An 18,883-nucleotide genomic window follows, 5' to 3' on the forward strand; every position below is an offset into this window, starting at 1 on the left:
AAGCACTATTACTCAGGAGTTCTTTCAACTATGTTCAAAAACGCATTTGCCAACCTACAAAAAGTAGGTAAATCGCTAATGCTACCGGTTTCCGTATTGCCTATTGCAGGTATCCTGCTTGGCGTCGGTTCCGCTAACTTTAGCTGGCTGCCTATGGTGGTCTCCCATGTGATGGCGGAGGCGGGCGGCTCTGTATTCGCCAATATGCCACTGATTTTTGCCATCGGTGTTGCTTTGGGTTTCACCAATAACGATGGTGTTTCTGCATTGGCTGCCGTGGTGGCCTACGGCATTATGGTCAAAACCATGGCTGTGGTTGCGCCGTTGGTGCTGCAACTTCCACCAGAAGAAATTGCCGCTAAACACTTGGCAGATACCGGTGTGCTCGGGGGGATTATTTCCGGTGCCATTGCTGCCTACATGTTCAACCGCTTTTTCCGCATTCAATTGCCAGAATATCTGGGTTTCTTTGCCGGTAAGCGTTTTGTGCCGATTATTTCCGGGCTGGCTGCCATTTTTACCGGTGTGGTCCTGTCCTTTATTTGGCCTCCTATCGGTACCGCTATCCAAACCTTTTCACAATGGGCCGCTTATCAGAACCCGGTAGTGGCTTTTGGTATCTACGGTGTTGTTGAGCGTGCGCTGGTACCATTTGGTCTGCACCATATCTGGAACGTGCCATTCCAGATGCAGATTGGTGAATACACCAATGCGGCGGGCCAAGTGTTCCATGGCGATATTCCACGCTATATGGCGGGTGACCCAACGGCAGGTATGTTATCAGGTGGGTTCCTGTTCAAAATGTATGGTCTGCCTGCTGCGGCAATTGCCATTTGGCACTCTGCCAAGCCTGAGAACAGGGCTAAAGTCGGCGGTATCATGATCTCCGCAGCACTGACCTCGTTTCTGACCGGTATTACTGAGCCGATCGAGTTCTCTTTCATGTTTGTTGCGCCGATCCTCTATGTTATCCATGCGCTCCTGGCAGGCTTGGCATTCCCCATCTGTATTCTATTGGGCATGCGTGACGGTACCAGTTTCTCACACGGGTTGATTGACTTTATCGTACTTAGCGGTAATAGCAGTAAAATCTGGTTGTTCCCGATCGTCGGCATTATCTACGGCTTGGTGTACTACACCATTTTCCGTCTGTTGATCACCAAACTGAATCTGAAAACACCGGGTCGTGAAGATAACAGCGCGGAATCTTCGGCTCAGAGTGGCACAGAAATGTCTGCTGCCTTGGTTAAGGCGTTCGGTGGTAAAGAGAATATTACCAACCTGGATGCTTGTATCACTCGTCTGCGCGTCAGTGTGGCGGACATCGGTAAAGTTGACCAAGCGGGTCTGAAAAAACTGGGTGCGGCGGGTGTCGTGGTGGCCGGTTCCGGTGTTCAGGCCATCTTTGGTACCAAATCTGATAACCTGAAAACTGATATGGATGAATATATCCGTAACAGTTGATTCAGGCAGGTGAGTTGATCAAGGGGGGCGAAAGCCCCTTTTTTTATCTGATTTTTTGCATAATTCCGCATCATTCAACATGGAGAGTGCGTAATCAGGTTGAAAGCAGTAGAATTTTTCACTCATACTGCGTAAGTCTTTTAGGCTGAACAAGGAGAACCCAATGGCTGAAGAAACGATTTTCAGTAAAATTATCCGCCGTGAAATTCCTGCTGATGTGGTTTATCAGGACGAGTTGGTCACGGCATTTCGTGATATTTCTCCACAAGCACCGACCCATATCCTGATTGTGCCCAACATCCTGATCCCAACGGTGAATGATGTTACCGTGGAGCATGAAGCCGCGTTGGGGCGGATGATTACCGTTGCGGCTAAAATTGCTGCACAAGAGGGGATTGCTGATGATGGCTATCGTCTGATTATCAATTGCAATCGCCATGGGGGGCAGGAGGTTTATCACATCCACATGCATCTCGTTGGTGGGCGCGTGTTAGGCCCAATGTTGTCACGTTAAGGCAAATCCGATTTACTGATAATAGGTTCCGCTGGAGAAAGGTAATGAAAAAGTATCTATTGGTGGCGTTTGCCGCGTTGGTGTTAACCGGTTGTCCGTCACATCCACCAGAACCTGTTGCGCCACCGGTGACGGTTGTCCCTGAGCCGCAACCTGAGCCTGAACCTGTGCCGCCGCCTCCTGAGCCCGTACCCCAACCACCAAAGATACAACAACTTGATTGGCCAGGTAGCTTGCAGCCGCTGATTGATCAGATGCTGAAAGTGGAAGGTGTCACACCTGGCAGTGTGTTGTTGTTGGACACGGTTAAAAACAGTACCAACGGGTCATTACAGATAACCCAGGCGACTTCGGCGTTGTATCAGGCGTTAGCCTCTAACCAAGTCTTTGCGTTGGTGCCAGAAGCGCAGTTGGCCAGTGCTAAACAGACATTGGGTCTGTCAGCAGAAGATAGCTTGGGCTTACGTAGTAAAGCGATAGGCTTGGCGCGTATGGTTAATGCGCAATATGTGCTGTATAGCGACGTGAGTGGTGATGTGAACGCTCCCCAGTTGGAGATGCAATTGATGCTGGTGCAAACCGGTGAAATTATCTGGTCAGGTAATAGTGACGTCAAACAGTGAGGCCCAGCTACGGCAATTGCTCAAGACTTGGAAGCCGGGGCTAAAGAGTACCGGTTGTAATTTCATACCGGTACAAGGGCTGACAGGTGAAAGCTGGCGTATTGAAAGTGACCATCTGCACCTATTGGCTCGCCAACAAACAGCAGAAAAGCGCGCGTTGGGGGTGAGCCGTCGGCGTGAGGCGGCGGTGTTAAACCGAGTAGGGCAAGGCATTGGGCCAAAGGTGTTGTTGTGGCAGGCTAATTGGCTGATTGTCGAATGGCTTGAAGGTGACAGCCTGGATATCACCACTTTTGCTGCCTTGAACCGCAGTGGTGAGTTGCCACGGTTGGTTGCCGGGTTACATCAGCGCAAATGCAGCGGTTACCCACTGGCGTTACAGCAGCAGTTGGCCGGCTATTGGCAGCAGGTTGATCGCCAACGTTTGACGCCTGCCTGGTTGCGCTGGCAGCGTTATTTTATGCAACATAAGATGCCAAGCCCACTGATGTTGGCCCCGCTGCATATGGATATCCATGCTGGCAATCTGCTCCGGCAAGGGGAGCGGTTAAGGCTGATCGATTGGGAATATGCTGCTGATGGTGATATCGCCCTGGAACTGGCGGCACTGTTTCGCTTTAATCAATTTTCACCCGCAGCCCAACAGCAATTTTTAAATTACTATATCCAGCAGGGTTACACCGATTTGCCGCAGCTAACAAGGCAGATACAGCGTTGGTTACCTTGGGTGGATTACCTGATGTTGATGTGGTTTGAAGTGCGGTGGAACCAGTGTCGTGACCCGGTATTTTTGCTTTGGGGAGCGGAATTGTATCAACGGTTCTGTTTAGCATCATCAAATCATCCATAGATATACAAGTGAGGTGGCCGTGGGCCCAGTAATGCTAGATGTGGTCGGCTATGAGCTGGATGCAGAAGAACGCGAGATTTTAAAACATCCGTTGGTGGGTGGCTTGATCCTGTTTACCCGCAATTTCCACGATGTGGAGCAACTTGGTGAATTGGTGCGCCAGATCCGCGCTGCTTCCCATAGCCGGTTGGTGGTGGCGGTGGATCAGGAAGGGGGGCGGGTACAACGTTTCCATCAAGGTTTTACCCGTTTGCCCGCAGCACAATCCTTTGCTGCGTTAAATGATCGACCAGAAGGTGAGCGTTTAGCTCGGGAAGCCGGTTGGCTGATGGCATCAGAAATGATTGCCCAGGATATTGATATCAGTTTTGCACCGGTGCTGGATATTGGTCACGTCAGTACGGCAATTGGTGAGCGCTCTTTCCATAGCGATCCTCCACTGGCATTGGCGATGGCCGAGAAATTTATTCAGGGAATGCACAGTGCAGGTATGAGAACCACCGGCAAGCATTTTCCAGGGCATGGTGCTGTCAGTGCGGACTCGCATAAAGAGACCCCGCGGGATCCGCGTCCATTGGCGGAAATCCGTGGGCGTGATATGACTATATTCCGTGAATTGATCCAACGTGGTTTACTGGATGCCATCATGCCTGCTCATGTCATCTATACTGAAGCAGACCCGCGTCCAGCCAGCGGTTCGCCCTATTGGTTGAAACAGATTTTGCGTCAAGAGTTGGCGTTTGACGGTATTATTTTCTCTGACGATTTATCGATGGCAGGGGCAGCCATTATGGGCAGCTATGCCGAGCGTGGGCAGGCGGCGTTAGATGCGGGTTGTGACATGATTTTGGTGTGCAATAATCGCCAAGGGGCGGTCAGTGTGTTGGATAACTTGTCGCCGCTCAAAGTGGATAAGTTACAGCGGTTATATCATCGTGGGCAGTTTACCCGCCAGGAGCTAAGAAACTCCGAACGCTGGCAACAGGCGCATAAGGCGCTAAGTAATTTGAGTGAACGCTGGGAAGAGCACAAGCGTTTAATAGGGTGATGTGCCGTCAGACGGCGTTAATGATGGGGGCGGAGATCTTGGTCCCTGCTTGTTGTGAGGTTTCAGATGATTATCTATTTGCATGGCTTTGATTCTACCAGTCCCGGCAATCATGAAAAGATTATGCAGTTACAGTTCATCGATCCGGATGTCAATTTTATCAGTTATAGCACTTTGCATCCGCGCCATGATATGCAGCATTTATTGAAAGAGGTGGATAAAGCGGTTAATCAAGGGGGAGACAGCAACCCATTGATTTGTGGTGTCGGGTTAGGGGGTTTTTGGGCTGAGCGCGTCGGTTTCTTGTGCGGGATACGTCAGGTGATATTTAACCCCAACCTGTATCCGGAAGAGCATATGCGTGGCAAGATTGATCGCCCCGAAGAGTATCGTGACATTGTCACTAAATGTATCGAGGACTTTCGCGAGAAGAACCGTGATCGTTGCTTGGTGATGCTTTCTCGCCATGATGAAGTGTTGGATAACCAACGTAGTGCAGAATTACTGCATAAGTATTATGAAATTGTCTGGGATGAGCAGCAGACACATAAGTTCAAAAACATCTCCCCCCATTTGCAACGCATTAAGGCCTTCAAGACGTTGCCTTAATCAACACATGCAATATGTCCCGATAAGCCACGATGAGGTGGATGAGGGACAAATCTGCTGGCGCTCTGACGTTATCCTTCTGATTCCCTCTTTACCCTGATATTACGATGAGTCTTCATCGCTTGCGGGCGTCGGTTTTTGCCTGTTCATTATCGAGCTACCAAGATAATCCCCAGTCAGTTTGGCGGCTAATTCATTGAGTTGAAATCGTAAAAAATCACCCTGTCTATTGTTTGTTCATTGAAACTTGATGTATGTCAATTTCTGGTATGACCAAATAACCTGTCGTGTTATTCTTAACCTAGATGATTGCATTGATTTAAGTGAACGTACTGTATTCTAAGAAGATTATTTTTAACGCTTAGAGAACAATTGGTTCACATTTTGGAGGTTATTTTGACAACACCAAGCAAGAAAATTGTTATTGTTGGGGGCGGCGCGGGTGGATTAGAACTCGCCACCAGTCTGGGACACAAACTGGGCCGTAAGCACAAAGCGGAGATCACGCTGGTTGATCGCAATCATAGTCATTTATGGAAACCGTTGTTGCATGAAGTGGCTACCGGTTCTCTGGATGACGGTGTGGATGCATTGAGTTATTTAGCCCATGCACGTAACCATTACTTCAACTTCCAACTCGGTGCTCTGGTCAATATTGACCGTGAGAATAAGACGTTACAGTTGGAGCAAATTTGCGATGAACACGGTGAAGAACTGGTTCCGGCACGTGAATTACATTACGACATTTTGGTGATGGCATTAGGCAGCACCTCGAACGACTTTGGTACGCCAGGGGTGAAAGATCACTGCATCTTCCTGGATAATCCACATCAGGCACACCGTTTTCATAATGAGATGTTAAACCTGTTCCTTAAGTTTTCAGCCAAACCCGGGGATAAAGCTCGGGTTAATATTGCCATTGTCGGCGGTGGGGCTACCGGCGTTGAACTCTCTGCGGAGTTACACAATGCGGTTAAACAGCTTCATAGCTATGGTTTTGAAGGGATCGATAGTAGCGCATTGAATGTGACCTTGGTGGAGGCGGGTGAGCGTATTCTCCCTGCGTTACCTGCGCGTATTTCCAGTGCGGCACATCAAGAGTTGAGCAAACTTGGGGTGCGAGTATTGACCAATACCATGGTGACTTGCGCTGATGAGAAGGGCTTGAGCACCAAAGGTGGCGAATTTATCAATGCCGACCTGATGGTTTGGGCGGCGGGTATCAAAGCACCTGATTTTATGAAAGAGATTGCGGGTCTGGAAACCAACCGTATTAACCAATTGCTGGTTGAACCCACCTTACAGACCACACGCGACCCCCATATTTTTGCTATTGGCGATTGTGCCTCCTGCCCTCAACCGGGTGGTGGCTTTGTTCCACCGCGTGCCCAGTCTGCACACCAGATGGCGTCGCGCTGCTATACCAATATTTTGGCGCAGTTGAATAATCAACCACTGAAACCGTATGTCTATAAGGACCACGGGTCATTGGTATCTCTTTCCCGTTTTAGTACTGTGGGCAGCCTGATGGGGAATCTGATGCGCGGCTCAATGATGATTGAGGGTCGCATTGCACGGGTGGTCTATATTTCACTTTATCGCATGCATCAGGTTGCGTTACATGGTTACACTAAAACCGGTTTGATGATGCTGGTGGGGGGGATTAATCGGGTGATACGGCCAAGGCTGAAAATGCACTGAGTTACCCATCACCATGCACGCTGTCGGCGTTATCCCCGACAGCGTGCAGACTCAAAAATCACTTTATTATCCATCAAGCCACGTAGATTGACTGCGTGGCTTGGCGGTTATTGCAACTCATACTTCTTGATTTTGCGATATAAGGTCGCGATACCAATACCCAACTTTTCTGCAACCAGCTTTTTATTGGAATACTGGCTGAGCGCTTCCTCGATCATCAATTTTTCCATATTCTCCAGACCCAGAGTGTCACTATTTTCACAGGTTTCAATCACTTCATGAACCGATGAGGGGCGTGGGTGCTCCACATGCTGACCACGGGTGATATTAGGCGGTAACAAATAAGTGTCTATGATCTCACCACTGGGGACCACGTTAACCAGATACTCAATCAAGTTACTGAGTTCACGCACGTTACCTGGCCAGCGATATTGCTGTAACAGCTTGAGCACTTCAGGGGCGATGCCTGGATAGCTAATACCAATCCTTTTGGTATGTAAACTGAGGAAATAATGCGCCAGTAATTCGATGTCGCCTTCCCGTTCACGCAGCGGCGGTAAGGTGAGTGGAATAACATTCAAACGGTAATAGAGATCTTCGCGGAATTTCCCTTCGGCAATAAACTGCTCCAGATTTTGATTGGTAGCAGAAATAATGCGGATATCCACGGGAATCGGCTTACTGGAGCCGATGGGCAAAACTTCGCGGGATTCAACCGTGCGTAGCAACTTTGCCTGTAACATTAATGGCATATCGCCAATTTCATCTAAAAAAAGTGTGCCATGATTAGCCGCCTGGATTAACCCCACTTTTCCATTGGTGGACGCGCCGGTAAATGCCCCTTTCAGATAACCAAACAGTTCACTCTCAAGGAGTTGCTCTGGAATGGCGGCACAGTTAATGGCAATAAAAGGCTTGTCGCTACGATGACTTAACCGGTGTATCGCCCGGGCGACTACTTCTTTACCGGTGCCGCTTTCGCCAACAATCAATACGCTTGACGGGCTGGGCGCGATACGGGTAAGCAGGTTTTTCAGTAAACGCATGGGTTTACTTTCACCCGCTAGATGTTCAATGCGCGGGTCTATATCACCGACTCTTTCATTAAAAGAGGAATGTGACTGGTGGAACGCCATCAAGAATAATTGGTGGTCTTGAATCTGATGTAACTGACCAATCATAATCTCCTGTTTATCATCGAAAGAGATGATGTGTTGTAAATGCCCACTGGTATAATTCTGTCGGAAGGTAAGGGCGCGGATATCGAGAGTTTTTCCTATAAAGTTTTCTTTGGCCAGATTAAACTGCTTCAATGCCATTGAGTTGGCAAATTTAATCTGACTTTTCTCATCGAGAATTAACACCCCTTGGTCCATATTTTCAATCAGGCTGAAGAGCACCTTATTTAACCCATTGCTACTATTTTGCGACTCCAGCAGATTGGAAACGAAAACGTTGGATATATTTCTCACGTAATCGGAAAATTCCTGCAAGTTGTCCCGCAACCGCTGTTGCTGCTCCAGATTGAAGGCCACCAGGCTGATCACCCCGATACAAGCGCCTTGGAAGATGATGGGGATGCCGAGAAATGCCTTTTCCTGACACTCATCCTTATTACTACACCCATCACAGACTGGGTCAAACTTTGAGCGAGTGACGATTTTTTCTTTTTTTGTCTCAATAACATAACTTAGCAGTCTCGAGTTGCTGCCAAGTTTCATACCAAAATGTTTTCCATAGGGACCGGTACCAGCCACCCGAACCAGGTTGTCGTCGACAATTTCAACCTCTAGCAGCAGTACACTGGAGAGCATTTTCGTAAAGCGTAAAATTGTCGGCTGGATCTGCATAAGTGCAGACTGGACATTGGTGGGTTCTATCATTACGCCTCTCTCTCGCTTTTTTCATCATTGAAAAAAACAATAGTACACTACAGACCCGTGTAATTTGATAGCTATCCAGATAAGTCTGAGACAGAAAATAGATTATGTAGTTAGCATCACATTTCATTATCAAAATGATAATTCTTGATTGTCTCTATCATTTTGGTTGCGATATCAGTGGATAAAATTATAACCAATGCCCAGGTCGGCTTCTTATAATGACCTTCGGTGTTCAATCTTTGTGAAAAACAATCGGTAAATATCATCGTAAATTGCATTTTTTTGTGATGATAATCACGTTAACCCCTGATTAGGTTTTATTTCTGACCGCTTTGAGTCTCTTGGCATGCTTATTGAAAGCATTTTAACAGAGGCAGTAAAAGCGTATTTGTCATTAGTAGGATATAGACCTGTCATATCGCACAATAAATCACACTCTCTATTTAGGGGCAAAGATGAAAACAGTTAACCAGTTGATTAAGGAAATGAATACGTTAAAGTCCAATTTGCATCAAAAGGACTTTTTGTTGACTTGGGAGCAAAGCCGTGAAGAGCTGGAATTGGTGCTCAAGTTGGCTGAATCGTTGAAAACCATGCGTTCAGAGAATATTGCGACCAAGGTGTTCAATAGTGGGTTAGGTATTTCAGTTTTCCGTGATAACTCAACACGTACCCGTTTTTCCTATGCGTCAGCACTCAACCTGCTGGGTTTGGCACAGCAAGACCTGGATGAAGGTAAATCCCAGATCGCCCACGGTGAAACCGTGCGTGAAACAGCGAACATGATTTCATTTTGTGCAGATGCTATCGGTATCCGTGATGATATGTATCTGGGGGCAGGTAATGCCTATATGCGTGAAGTGGGTGAAGCACTGGACGAAGGTTTTGAAAAAGGTGTTCTGCCGCAACGTCCTGCACTGGTCAATTTACAATGTGATATCGACCACCCAACTCAGTCAATGGCTGATCTGGCCTGGTTGCAGGAGCATTTCGGTAGCCTGGAAAATCTGAAAGGCAAGAAGATCGCCATGACTTGGGCTTATTCACCAAGCTACGGTAAACCGCTGTCAGTACCACAAGGCATTATTGGTCTGATGACCCGTTTTGGGATGAATGTCACGTTGGCCCATCCTGAAGGTTACGATCTGATTCCTGACGTGATCGAAGTTGCCAAGAATAATGCAGCAACCTCTGGTGGCAGTTTCCAACAGGTGACATCAATGGCAGAAGCGTTCCAAGGGGCGGATATTGTTTATCCTAAATCTTGGGCACCTTATAAGGTGATGGAACAACGTACCGACCTGTTGCGTGCCAATGACCATGATGGCCTGAAAGCGTTGGAAAAACAGTGTCTGGCACAGAATGCCCATCACAAAAACTGGCACTGCACCGAAGAGATGATGAAGCTCACCAAAGGCGGTGAAGCGCTGTATATGCACTGCTTGCCAGCGGATATCACCGATGTGTCCTGTCGTGAAGGTGAAGTTTGCGCCAGCGTGTTTGAGAAGTACCGCATTGCCACCTATAAGGAAGCCAGTTGGAAGCCTTATATTATCGCCGCGATGATCATGGCGCGCAAATTCCCCAACCCAGGTCTGGTGTTGAATCAATTACTGCAAGAAGCAGAAAAACGCATTAAATAAACCAGCTCTGGTCAGGAACACCTGCGGGTGTTCCTGAGTTATGAACTGTCAATATGACCAGAGGAGGTAAGGTTATGTCGGTTTTTTCATTGAAAATGGATATTGAGGATAACCGTAATTTTAACGGAGAAACGTCTCCACTGTTCTCACGCGCGGAAGCACAGAAAGCGCGGGAGTTTCATAAAAAAATTACCGGATATCAGCCTACACCACTATGCGCGTTGAATGATCTTGCTCATTTGTTTGGCGTGCGGAAAATTCTGGTAAAAGATGAATCCAAACGTTTCAGTTTAAATGCCTTCAAAATGCTGGGTGGTGCCTATGCTATCGCCCGGTTGTTATGTGAAAAGTATCACGTTGATATCAGTACTTTTTCGTTTGAAAAATTTAAATCCTCACTGAACGAGAAAATGACCTTCGCTACGACCACTGATGGTAACCACGGTCGGGGGGTTGCCTGGGCAGCCAAACAATTAGGGCAACACGCCGTGGTGTATATGCCAAAAGGCTCTGCTCAGGAGCGGGTCGACCATATTCTCAATCTTGGTGCGGAATGTATCGTTACTGACATGAACTATGACGATACCGTGCGGCTGACCATGAAAACCGCCAAAGAGCGGGGTTGGGAAGTGGTACAGGATACCGCCTGGGAAGGGTATACCAAGATCCCCACCTGGATTATGCAAGGTTATGCCACCTTGGCGGATGAAGCGATCGAGCAGATGTATCAGATGAAAATTGACCGGCCAACCCATGTGTTTTTACAAGCGGGGGTCGGTGCCATGGCCGGGGGCGTATTGGGCTATCTGGTGGATGTGTTTGGTGCTGACAAACTGCACTCGGTGATCGTAGAGCCTGAGTTGGCTGATTGTATGTATCGTTCTGGCGTCAAAGGCGAAATCGTTAATGTCGGTGGCGATATGGCGACCATTATGGCGGGGTTGGCCTGTGGAGAACCTAATCCGCTGGGTTGGCCACTGATCCGTAACTGCGCCACTCAGTTTATCTCTTGTCAGGATAGCGTGGCGGCATTAGGCATGCGCGTTCTCGGCAATCCACTGGGTGATGACCCGCGCATTATTTCTGGCGAGTCAGGCGCGGTTGGGCTTGGGGTACTGGCTGCGGTGCACTATAGCCCACAGCGGAAAGAACTGATGGAAAGGCTCGGCCTCAATAGTCAATCCGTCGTCTTGTTGATCAGTACGGAAGGCGACACCGACGTTAAGCATTATCGCGAAGTGGTATGGGAAGGGAAATGTCCTGTGTGAAAGGCTTAATTTATTAAGCGGCAGCGGGACCCTCAGATTATGTCATCTCTCGTATGGACGAGAGGCAATAAAAGATTGGAGAACAGAACATAATGGCCAAGCAAATTCCTTTTGAAATGGTGTTAGAAAAAGCCTACCAATATAAAGATGAGATGGCGCGTTTCCTGCGGGATATGATTGCTATTCCCAGTGAAAGTTGTGACGAAAAGCTGGTGGTGCAATGTATCAAGAAAGAGATGGAAAAAGTCGGTTTCGATAAAGTTGAGATTGACCCGATGGGCAACGTCTTGGGCTATATCGGCCATGGTCCGCACCTGATTGCCATGGATGCGCACATTGATACCGTCGGCATCGGTAATATTAAAAACTGGAATTTCGATCCCTATAAAGGGATGGAAGACGATGAAATTATCGGGGGTCGCGGTGCATCGGACCAGGAAGGCGGTATGGCTTCCATGGTGTATGCAGGTAAAATCATCAAGGACTTGGGGCTGGAAGACCAATATACCTTGCTGGTCACTGGCACTGTGCAGGAAGAGGACTGCGATGGCCTGTGCTGGCAGTATATTATCGAGCAATCCAAGATCCGTCCGGAGTTTGTCGTCAGTACTGAACCTACCGATTGCCAGATTTACCGTGGGCAACGTGGCCGTATGGAAATCCGCATTGATGTACAAGGTATCAGTTGCCATGGCTCTGCACCAGAGCGTGGCGATAATGCGATTTTCAAAATGGGGCCGATCCTCAATGAGTTGCAGGAATTAGCTGGCAACTTGGGCCATGATGATTTCCTGGGTAAAGGAACGCTGACGGTTTCCGAGATTTTCTTCACTTCACCGAGCCGTTGTGCCGTAGCAGATAGCTGTGCAGTATCCATCGACCGCCGTCTCACCTGGGGTGAAACCTGGGAAGGGGCATTGGACGAGATCCGCGCGTTACCGGCAGTGAAAGCCGCTAAAGCAACCGTATCCATGTATAACTACGACCGTCCCTCTTATACCGGTCTGGTTTATCCAACTGAATGTTACTTCCCTACCTGGAAAGTAGAAGAAGACCACATTACGGTGAAAACATTAAGTAAAGCCTATCAGCAGTTGTTCAAGAAAAAACCGGTGGTGGACAAGTGGACTTTCTCCACCAATGGCGTATCCATTATGGGGCGTCACGGTATTCCAGTGATCGGTTTTGGTCCAGGTAAAGAGCCTGAAGCCCATGCGCCGAATGAGAAAACCTGGAAAGAGCATCTGGTGACCTGTGCTGCCATGTATGCGGCAATCCCGTTGGTTTATCTGGAAGAACTGAAGTAAGTGTTGAACCTTGCCCCGGCAGTTTTTGCCGGGGCTGTTTTTTTCAGGGGCACCAGCGATGAAAAAACTCATCAAGAACGGCATTCTGGTGGATAGCGAAGGGCAGTATTCGCAAGATTTGTTGCTTGAAGATGGCGTGATTATTCAACGGGACGCCATGATTGAGCCCGATGCTCACTGCGAGGTGATTGATGCTTCTGGTTGCTATGTGATGCCCGGGGGCATTGATGTTCATACCCACTTTAATATTGATGTCGGCATAGCACGCAGTTGCGATGACTTTTACAGTGGTACCCGTGCGGCAGCCTGTGGCGGTACCACCACCATTATCGACCATATGGGCTTTGGCCCCGCAGGCTGTTCACTCCATCATCAGCTCAATGTCTACCATCAGTATGCCGAGGGTAATGCAGTCATCGATTATGGTTTTCACGGCGTCATCCAGCATATTAATGACGGCATTCTGAAAGAAATGAATAGCATGGTCCATGATGAAGGGATCAGCAGCTTCAAATTCTATCTGACCTATCTCTACAAATTGGATGATGCGGATGTCTTGCGCGCTTTATGGCAATTAAAGCAGGTGGGGGCACTGACGACGGTTCATCCAGAAAATGATGCCGCCATTGCATTTCGCCGAGCGGCGCTGATTGCGGCGGGTAAAACAGCACCGATTTATCATGCTTTAAGTCGCCCCGTTGAGTGTGAAGCGGAAGCGATTAGCCGGATGATTAACCTGGCCGAGTTGGCTGATAATACACCGCTCTATATCGTTCATTTATCCAGTGCGTTAGGGCTGGACTACTTGCGCTTGGCACGCAGGCAGCGGCAACCGGTCTGGGTTGAAACTTGCCCGCAGTATCTGTTGCTTAATGAGCAGTGTTATCTGCGTGAAGACGGTTTGAAATACATTCTTAGTCCGCCACTGCGCAATCAGCAGCAGGTGGATCGCCTATGGGTGGGCATTGCCGATGGATCTATTGATACGGTAGCCACCGATCACTGCAGTTTTCCTTATCATCAGCGGTTAGAAATGTCACAAGGCAACTTTACCCGCTGCCCCAATGGCCTGCCCGGGGTCGAGAACCGCATGGCACTGCTATTTTCCCATGGTGTGATGAGCGGTCGAATTTCACCTTCGCGTTTTGTCGCGCTTACCAGCAGTAACCCGGCGCGGTTGTTTGGCCTATGGCCACGTAAAGGCAGTTTAAACCTGGGTGCTGATGCGGATGTGGTGATCATTGACCCGCGCCAATCTAGGGTTATCAGCCATAACCAGTTGCATGATAACGCAGATTATTCCCCCTATGAGGGCTTCCATTGCCAAGGTGCGGTGGTGTTGACGATATGCCGGGGTGAAATCGTGGCGCGCAATGGTGAATTTACCGGCCGACGGGGATATGGGCAGTTTTTGCGCCGCCGACCCTTTAATGCCGAGATTGCCGCAAAAATGGGATAACGAAGGTAATTATCTGAACGATCATATTATTAATATTTATTTATGGATTATCTCTCCCCTAAAGGAACAGATTAGGCGGAACTAACATTGAGCTAAAACGAGGTTCAGCATGAAGAAGAAAATAGTATTGGCACTAGGTGGCAACGCATTGGGGGAAGGTCTGGCAGAACAGATGCAGGCAGTAAAGACCACGGCACGGGCGATCGTTGATTTAATTGCCCACGGTCATCAGGTGGTCGTGACTCATGGCAATGGCCCGCAAGTGGGGATGATCAACCTGGCATTTGAGGCTGCCGCCAAAACTGAAGCCCATACGCCGATGTTACCTATGTCAGTCTGTGTTGCCTTAAGCCAGGGGTACATTGGTTATGATCTGCAAAATGCGCTACGTGAAGAGTTGTTGGATCGTAATATCGACAAACCAGTGGCAACGCTGATTACCCAGGTGATCGTCAGTGCCGATGATCCGGCTTTCCTTAACCCCACTAAGCCCATCGGCTCCTTCTTTACGGAGGCAGAAGCCAAGGTGATGACCAAGAACGGCTATAACATGAAGGAAGATGCCGGGCGGGGTTATCGTCGAGTGGTTGCCTCACCTAAGCCAGTGGATATTGTGGAGAAAGAAACAGTACGCACTATGATGGACGCCGGGCAGGTGGTGATTACCGTTGGTGGTGGGGGTATCCCGGTAATAGCAGAGGGGCATCACCTGCGGGGTGCCAGCGCGGTGATTGATAAAGATTGGGCGAGCGCCAAACTGGCCGAGATGATCGATGCTGATATGCTGATCATCCTGACTGCTGTAGAGAAAGTGGCGATTAACTTTGGCAAGCCGAATGAGCAGTGGCTAGATAAATTGAGTGTGAGTGATGCACAACGTTTTATTGCCGAAGAGCATTTTGCTAAAGGATCTATGTTGCCGAAAGTGGAAGCCGCAGTGGCTTTTGCCGAGTCTAAACCTGGGCGTCAGGCGCTGATTACGGTCTTAAGCAAGGCCCAAGAGGGGATTGAAGGGAAAACCGGGACGGTAATTAGCTATTAATGGTGGGGGTGTTTAGATATCGGTCGCTATTTGCTTTTATCGTGGCATATTTCGGTCGCCTTGCATTTTTCATCCCATGAACGAGTTGCGTCTGCGACCGAATTAGGGGCCAAAGGCGTGGCCCCTAATAACCCGCGCCTTTGCCAAATCAGGCGGTCGCTGCGCGACTCCCCTCACTACGCTACGGCGCATCACGGCCGGCTGCTACAGACGTATATGGACGCTCCCGATAATGCGAGTGTTTTCTTGAAAAAAGTGAACAGGTATTGCAGCCATATATCCGGTTTCTTTCTGGGTCTTGTTGTGACCCGAACCATGATGAAATCCGCCAGGTGAGTTCCTTACATCCCTACGGGTCAAAATACCCTCGTCTGTATCGGATTGTCTCACCTGCGGTCTTACCTGTTTCGCCATCTTCTTGATTACACATGCAACTACCGGACTGCGTTTTACTCTTGCTGACCCGTTATCACCCTTTGAGCTTGTCTCAATGGGTGATAACGGGTCGATATTCTGTTTCTTTCACCAGCATTGACCACAGAATACGTGCCGTTTTGCTCGCCTGCGCCACCACCGCTACGTTGTAGTTTTTCTTTTGCAGCAAGGCGAATAACCACGGCATGTCTTCTTTATGGCGTTCAATCACCGAGGCTACAGCACGGGCACCGTGTACCAGCAAATATCGAAAGTAGCCATCGCCTCGTTTGCTGATGCTGCCTAGCCGCTGTTTACCACCGCTGGAGTGTTCACGTGGTGTCAGGCCCAGCCAGGCGGAAAACTGTTTCGCACAATGAAATTGCTGTCCGTTACCAACCGACGCAACCAGATAGGTCGAGGTCAGCAACCCGACACCCGGCACTTTCATTACCCGCTGACAGGCTGGCTGGGTCTGCGCCCACTGGCTGAGCTCTTGCTCAATCAAGGTGACTTGGTCTTCCAACGACTGGATATGCTCAAACTGACGAGCAACACTGCGTCGAATAAATGGCGATAGCTCGATATCCCCATTTTCCAGAATATCGGGAATACCTTGATTAAACGCTTTCCGACCAACTGCCATAATGAGGCCAAACTCGGCCAGTATAGCCCGTAGGCTGTTTACACAGGCGATACGTTCCCGAATGAGGATGTCTCGCTCGGTATGCAAAGCAAGAACTGCCTGCTGCTCAGCGGTTTTTACCTGCACAAAGCGCATGTTGGGACGTGTAACTGCTTCACAAATCGCTTCGGCATCAGCAGCATCGGTCTTGTTGGTTTTGACGTAGGGTTTGACATATTGCGGTGGCATCAATTTGACCTGATGGCCAAACTGAGTCAGCACCCGAGCGAAATGATGACTCGAAGCACAGGCCTCCATCCCAATAAGGCAAGGTTCCAGTTGCATGATAAAAGGCACGAATTTATCGCGAGTCAGTTTTTTCTTCAGAACCGTCTTGCCATTGTGATCAACGCCATGAAGCTGGAAAACATTTTTTGCCAAGTCGATACCGAGGGTAGATACTTTCATTTGGACGCTCCTTCTTTTGAGTTTTCACGCTCACATTTTGGCACTTTGATGCCGTAAAAGTTGGAGCGTCCATCTCATTATCCTTGTCTGTCTCGCCTAAACTCGCCATCCTTGGCGAGTTTGCCTATGCGCCGTAGCTGCGTTCAGCGCCTTCAATGGCGTCAATCACTGTGCACTCGTCAGCACGGAGGCGTCTGTTAATTTTGTGGGCGTTTGTCTGTCAGGAACAGATTTAACACTACTGGTCGTGGGCCTTAGGGAGGAGGTGAACAACTGCAGCAATTTAAAGGATGACGGAACTTGGGCCAACGGTGTTGGCCCGTGGTGGTTATTGGCGGTTGAGTTTTAGCATGGCTTCTAATACTGCACCGGCGATGGCGCGTGCTTTATCGGAGACGGTGGTGTAATCCGCTTCGATACCTCGGGGGTCGATATCACCGATTTTACTGCCTGCCTGGGTTGCTAAGCCTTGCTGCAGTAATCCCCTGACCATACCGCTAATCGGGGCGATGACGGGTGCTTCGCCACAGTGAGCGATAATCGCTCCCTCTTGTACCAGGTCACCTAAGGCTACATGGCACTGCATCAGTCCGTCAGCGGGGGCGCGGATTACCCGGCGGAGAGTATGACCACCAATATCACCGGGGATACCGGTATTGGGGTGAGCATAACCTTGATAAATCACCCGGCCGAGGTTGTGTCCTCGGTTAGTCTCAATGACTGCATCACAATCATGACCAGCATTAAATCCTGGGCCGAGGGCGATGGTAATCGGGGCCATGTTGCGCTGGGTCCCCAGATTCTGCTTGGCCAGAATGGCATCCACCAGAAAACGTGGGTTGAGCTGTTTCAGATTGTGGGCCTCTTCATCCACCAGCAGCGCGATTTCACCTTGGTTGATGAAATCAAAGGCTTCATTGACATCTTTTGCCACCCGAGCGGTAACACCTTCTACGCAGGTTGAACCATCAAACATCGCCTGAGCAAAGGCGACGCTGCGGCGGATTGCGGTAGGTTGAGCGACATCCAACATCACGATTTGAAAACCAGCATGATAAAGCCGCAGGGCGACGCCGGTGGCGATATCTCCGGCACCACGGATCACCACCAGCTTTTGCCGGCTTAATCTGATGTCGTTTTTCATCAGCCCGCCCGCAGCCTGATGACGTACTTGCAGCAGTTCGGCTAGAACACTGATGGCAATTTCTTCCGGGGTTTCCGCACCGATGTTGTAACCGATAGGCGCATGTAACCGGGCGAGTTCATCTTCACTGGTGCCTTGCTGTTTGAGCAACTGGGTGAAGGTCTGTACTTTACGGCGGCTGGCTAATAGTCCCAGATAGCGTACGGGGTGCTTGATCAGCACATTCAAGGCTTCACAATCCTGATTGTTGGTGGCGATAATTACAAAGTTATCGGCGGTGATATTCATTTTGTTGATGGCATCAGGAAATGTTTCGCCATGAACCAATGTCGAGCCCGGTGGGAACAGGGCGGGCTCTAGGCTAGCGGGATAGATATCAGCGACATGAATATCAAATCCTAACGGCTTGGCGGCGTTGGCGATAGCGCGATTAACGTGCCCAGCACCGATCAACACCAGACGTGGACGCAAACCATGTACATCAATATAAACCGACATCGCCCCCCCACAATCAGAACCCACCGCATCTTGCCCGGTACGCGCCATGCGACCATGGAAAACTCTAGCTTTGCGTTCTGTAATGGCTTCAATCGCTTGCTCAATCACCAAGCGCTCAATCATACCGCCACCAATAGTACCTACCGTGCGACCATCCGCCATCACCAGCATTTGTGCCGAGTGGCGCGGTGTAGAGCCCCGGCTTTCAATAATCTGGGCTAGTGCAAAGGGTCGGTTTTCTTCTTCAAGTTGCGCCGCGGTGGCGAAGATATTCATGCTGACCTCATCAATAACCTATACTCTTCATCCTTCAAGCTGCTTCG

At 49.2% G+C, this 18,883-nt stretch carries 15 protein-coding genes; 12 read left to right on the forward strand and 3 right to left on the reverse strand.

Annotated features, from left to right (window positions below):
• Positions 1-30: 30 nt before the first annotated feature.
• The 7 genes from ptsG to ACX9GV_RS07455 all read left to right on the forward strand — a co-directional run bounded on the left by ptsG (position 31) and on the right by ACX9GV_RS07455 (position 6,809).
• Complete coding sequence (ptsG, locus tag ACX9GV_RS07425) at positions 31-1,464, forward strand: PTS glucose transporter subunit IIBC (RefSeq protein ID WP_473197597.1); 1,434 nt, start codon at positions 31-33, stop codon at positions 1,462-1,464.
• A gap of 163 nt (positions 1,465-1,627) precedes the next feature.
• Entirely contained in the window at positions 1,628-1,978 is a 351-nt protein-coding gene (gene hinT, locus ACX9GV_RS07430; RefSeq protein WP_023492230.1) for a purine nucleoside phosphoramidase, read from the forward strand.
• Positions 1,979-2,022: 44 nt separating this feature from the next.
• The gene (gene lpoB, locus ACX9GV_RS07435; RefSeq protein ID WP_473197598.1) at positions 2,023-2,601 is read left to right on the forward strand and encodes a penicillin-binding protein activator LpoB; all 579 of its coding nucleotides are present in this window, start codon (positions 2,023-2,025) and stop codon (positions 2,599-2,601) included.
• Positions 2,582-3,451, forward strand: a complete 870-nt coding sequence (locus tag ACX9GV_RS07440) for a phosphotransferase (RefSeq protein WP_473198001.1) — start codon at positions 2,582-2,584, stop codon at positions 3,449-3,451. Before lpoB ends, ACX9GV_RS07440 begins: the two co-directional genes overlap by 20 nt.
• A gap of 19 nt (positions 3,452-3,470) precedes the next feature.
• Positions 3,471-4,499: a beta-N-acetylhexosaminidase gene (gene nagZ, locus ACX9GV_RS07445; protein ID WP_473197599.1), complete on the forward strand. Its 1,029-nt coding sequence runs from the start codon at positions 3,471-3,473 to the stop codon at positions 4,497-4,499.
• A 66-nt stretch (positions 4,500-4,565) separates the two neighbouring features.
• Positions 4,566-5,108 (forward strand): alpha/beta hydrolase YcfP, encoded by a 543-nt coding sequence (gene ycfP, locus ACX9GV_RS07450; RefSeq protein ID WP_473197600.1) that lies wholly within the window; start codon positions 4,566-4,568, stop codon positions 5,106-5,108.
• A 396-nt stretch (positions 5,109-5,504) separates the two neighbouring features.
• Positions 5,505-6,809 (forward strand): NAD(P)/FAD-dependent oxidoreductase, encoded by a 1,305-nt coding sequence (locus ACX9GV_RS07455; protein WP_473197601.1) that lies wholly within the window; start codon positions 5,505-5,507, stop codon positions 6,807-6,809.
• A 107-nt stretch (positions 6,810-6,916) separates the two neighbouring features.
• On the opposite strand, the gene ACX9GV_RS07460 is transcribed toward ACX9GV_RS07455, so the two are convergent.
• Positions 6,917-8,692, reverse strand: coding sequence for a sigma 54-interacting transcriptional regulator (locus tag ACX9GV_RS07460; RefSeq protein WP_473197602.1), 1,776 nt, complete (start codon positions 8,690-8,692; stop codon positions 6,917-6,919).
• 455 nt (positions 8,693-9,147) lie between these two features.
• On the opposite strand from ACX9GV_RS07460, the gene ygeW reads away from it, so the two are divergent.
• From ygeW to arcC, 5 genes are all read left to right on the forward strand, one after another.
• Complete coding sequence (gene ygeW / locus ACX9GV_RS07465; protein ID WP_023492242.1) at positions 9,148-10,335, forward strand: knotted carbamoyltransferase YgeW; 1,188 nt, start codon at positions 9,148-9,150, stop codon at positions 10,333-10,335.
• 74 nt (positions 10,336-10,409) lie between these two features.
• Positions 10,410-11,603, forward strand: a complete 1,194-nt coding sequence (dpaL, locus tag ACX9GV_RS07470; RefSeq protein ID WP_473197603.1) for a diaminopropionate ammonia-lyase — start codon at positions 10,410-10,412, stop codon at positions 11,601-11,603.
• Positions 11,604-11,695: 92 nt separating this feature from the next.
• A complete protein-coding gene (locus tag ACX9GV_RS07475) occupies positions 11,696-12,910 on the forward strand; it encodes a YgeY family selenium metabolism-linked hydrolase (RefSeq protein WP_473197604.1) in 1,215 nt (404 codons plus the stop codon).
• Between the two features lie 58 nt (positions 12,911-12,968).
• Positions 12,969-14,369, forward strand: a complete 1,401-nt coding sequence (gene hydA / locus ACX9GV_RS07480; protein ID WP_023492245.1) for a dihydropyrimidinase — start codon at positions 12,969-12,971, stop codon at positions 14,367-14,369.
• Positions 14,370-14,478: 109 nt separating this feature from the next.
• Positions 14,479-15,411: a carbamate kinase gene (gene arcC, locus ACX9GV_RS07485; RefSeq protein WP_023492246.1), complete on the forward strand. Its 933-nt coding sequence runs from the start codon at positions 14,479-14,481 to the stop codon at positions 15,409-15,411.
• 487 nt (positions 15,412-15,898) lie between these two features.
• Here arcC and ACX9GV_RS07490 read toward each other — a convergent pair whose 3' ends face one another.
• Together ACX9GV_RS07490 and yqeB are read right to left on the reverse strand one after the other, a co-directional pair.
• Positions 15,899-16,918, reverse strand: coding sequence for an IS110 family RNA-guided transposase (locus tag ACX9GV_RS07490; protein ID WP_473195432.1), 1,020 nt, complete (start codon positions 16,916-16,918; stop codon positions 15,899-15,901).
• Between the two features lie 328 nt (positions 16,919-17,246).
• Positions 17,247-18,836, reverse strand: coding sequence for a selenium-dependent molybdenum cofactor biosynthesis protein YqeB (yqeB, locus tag ACX9GV_RS07495; RefSeq protein ID WP_473197605.1), 1,590 nt, complete (start codon positions 18,834-18,836; stop codon positions 17,247-17,249).
• Between the last annotated feature and the right edge of the window lie 47 nt (positions 18,837-18,883).

The organism is Serratia sp. 25CWL12, from assembly GCF_055790885.1.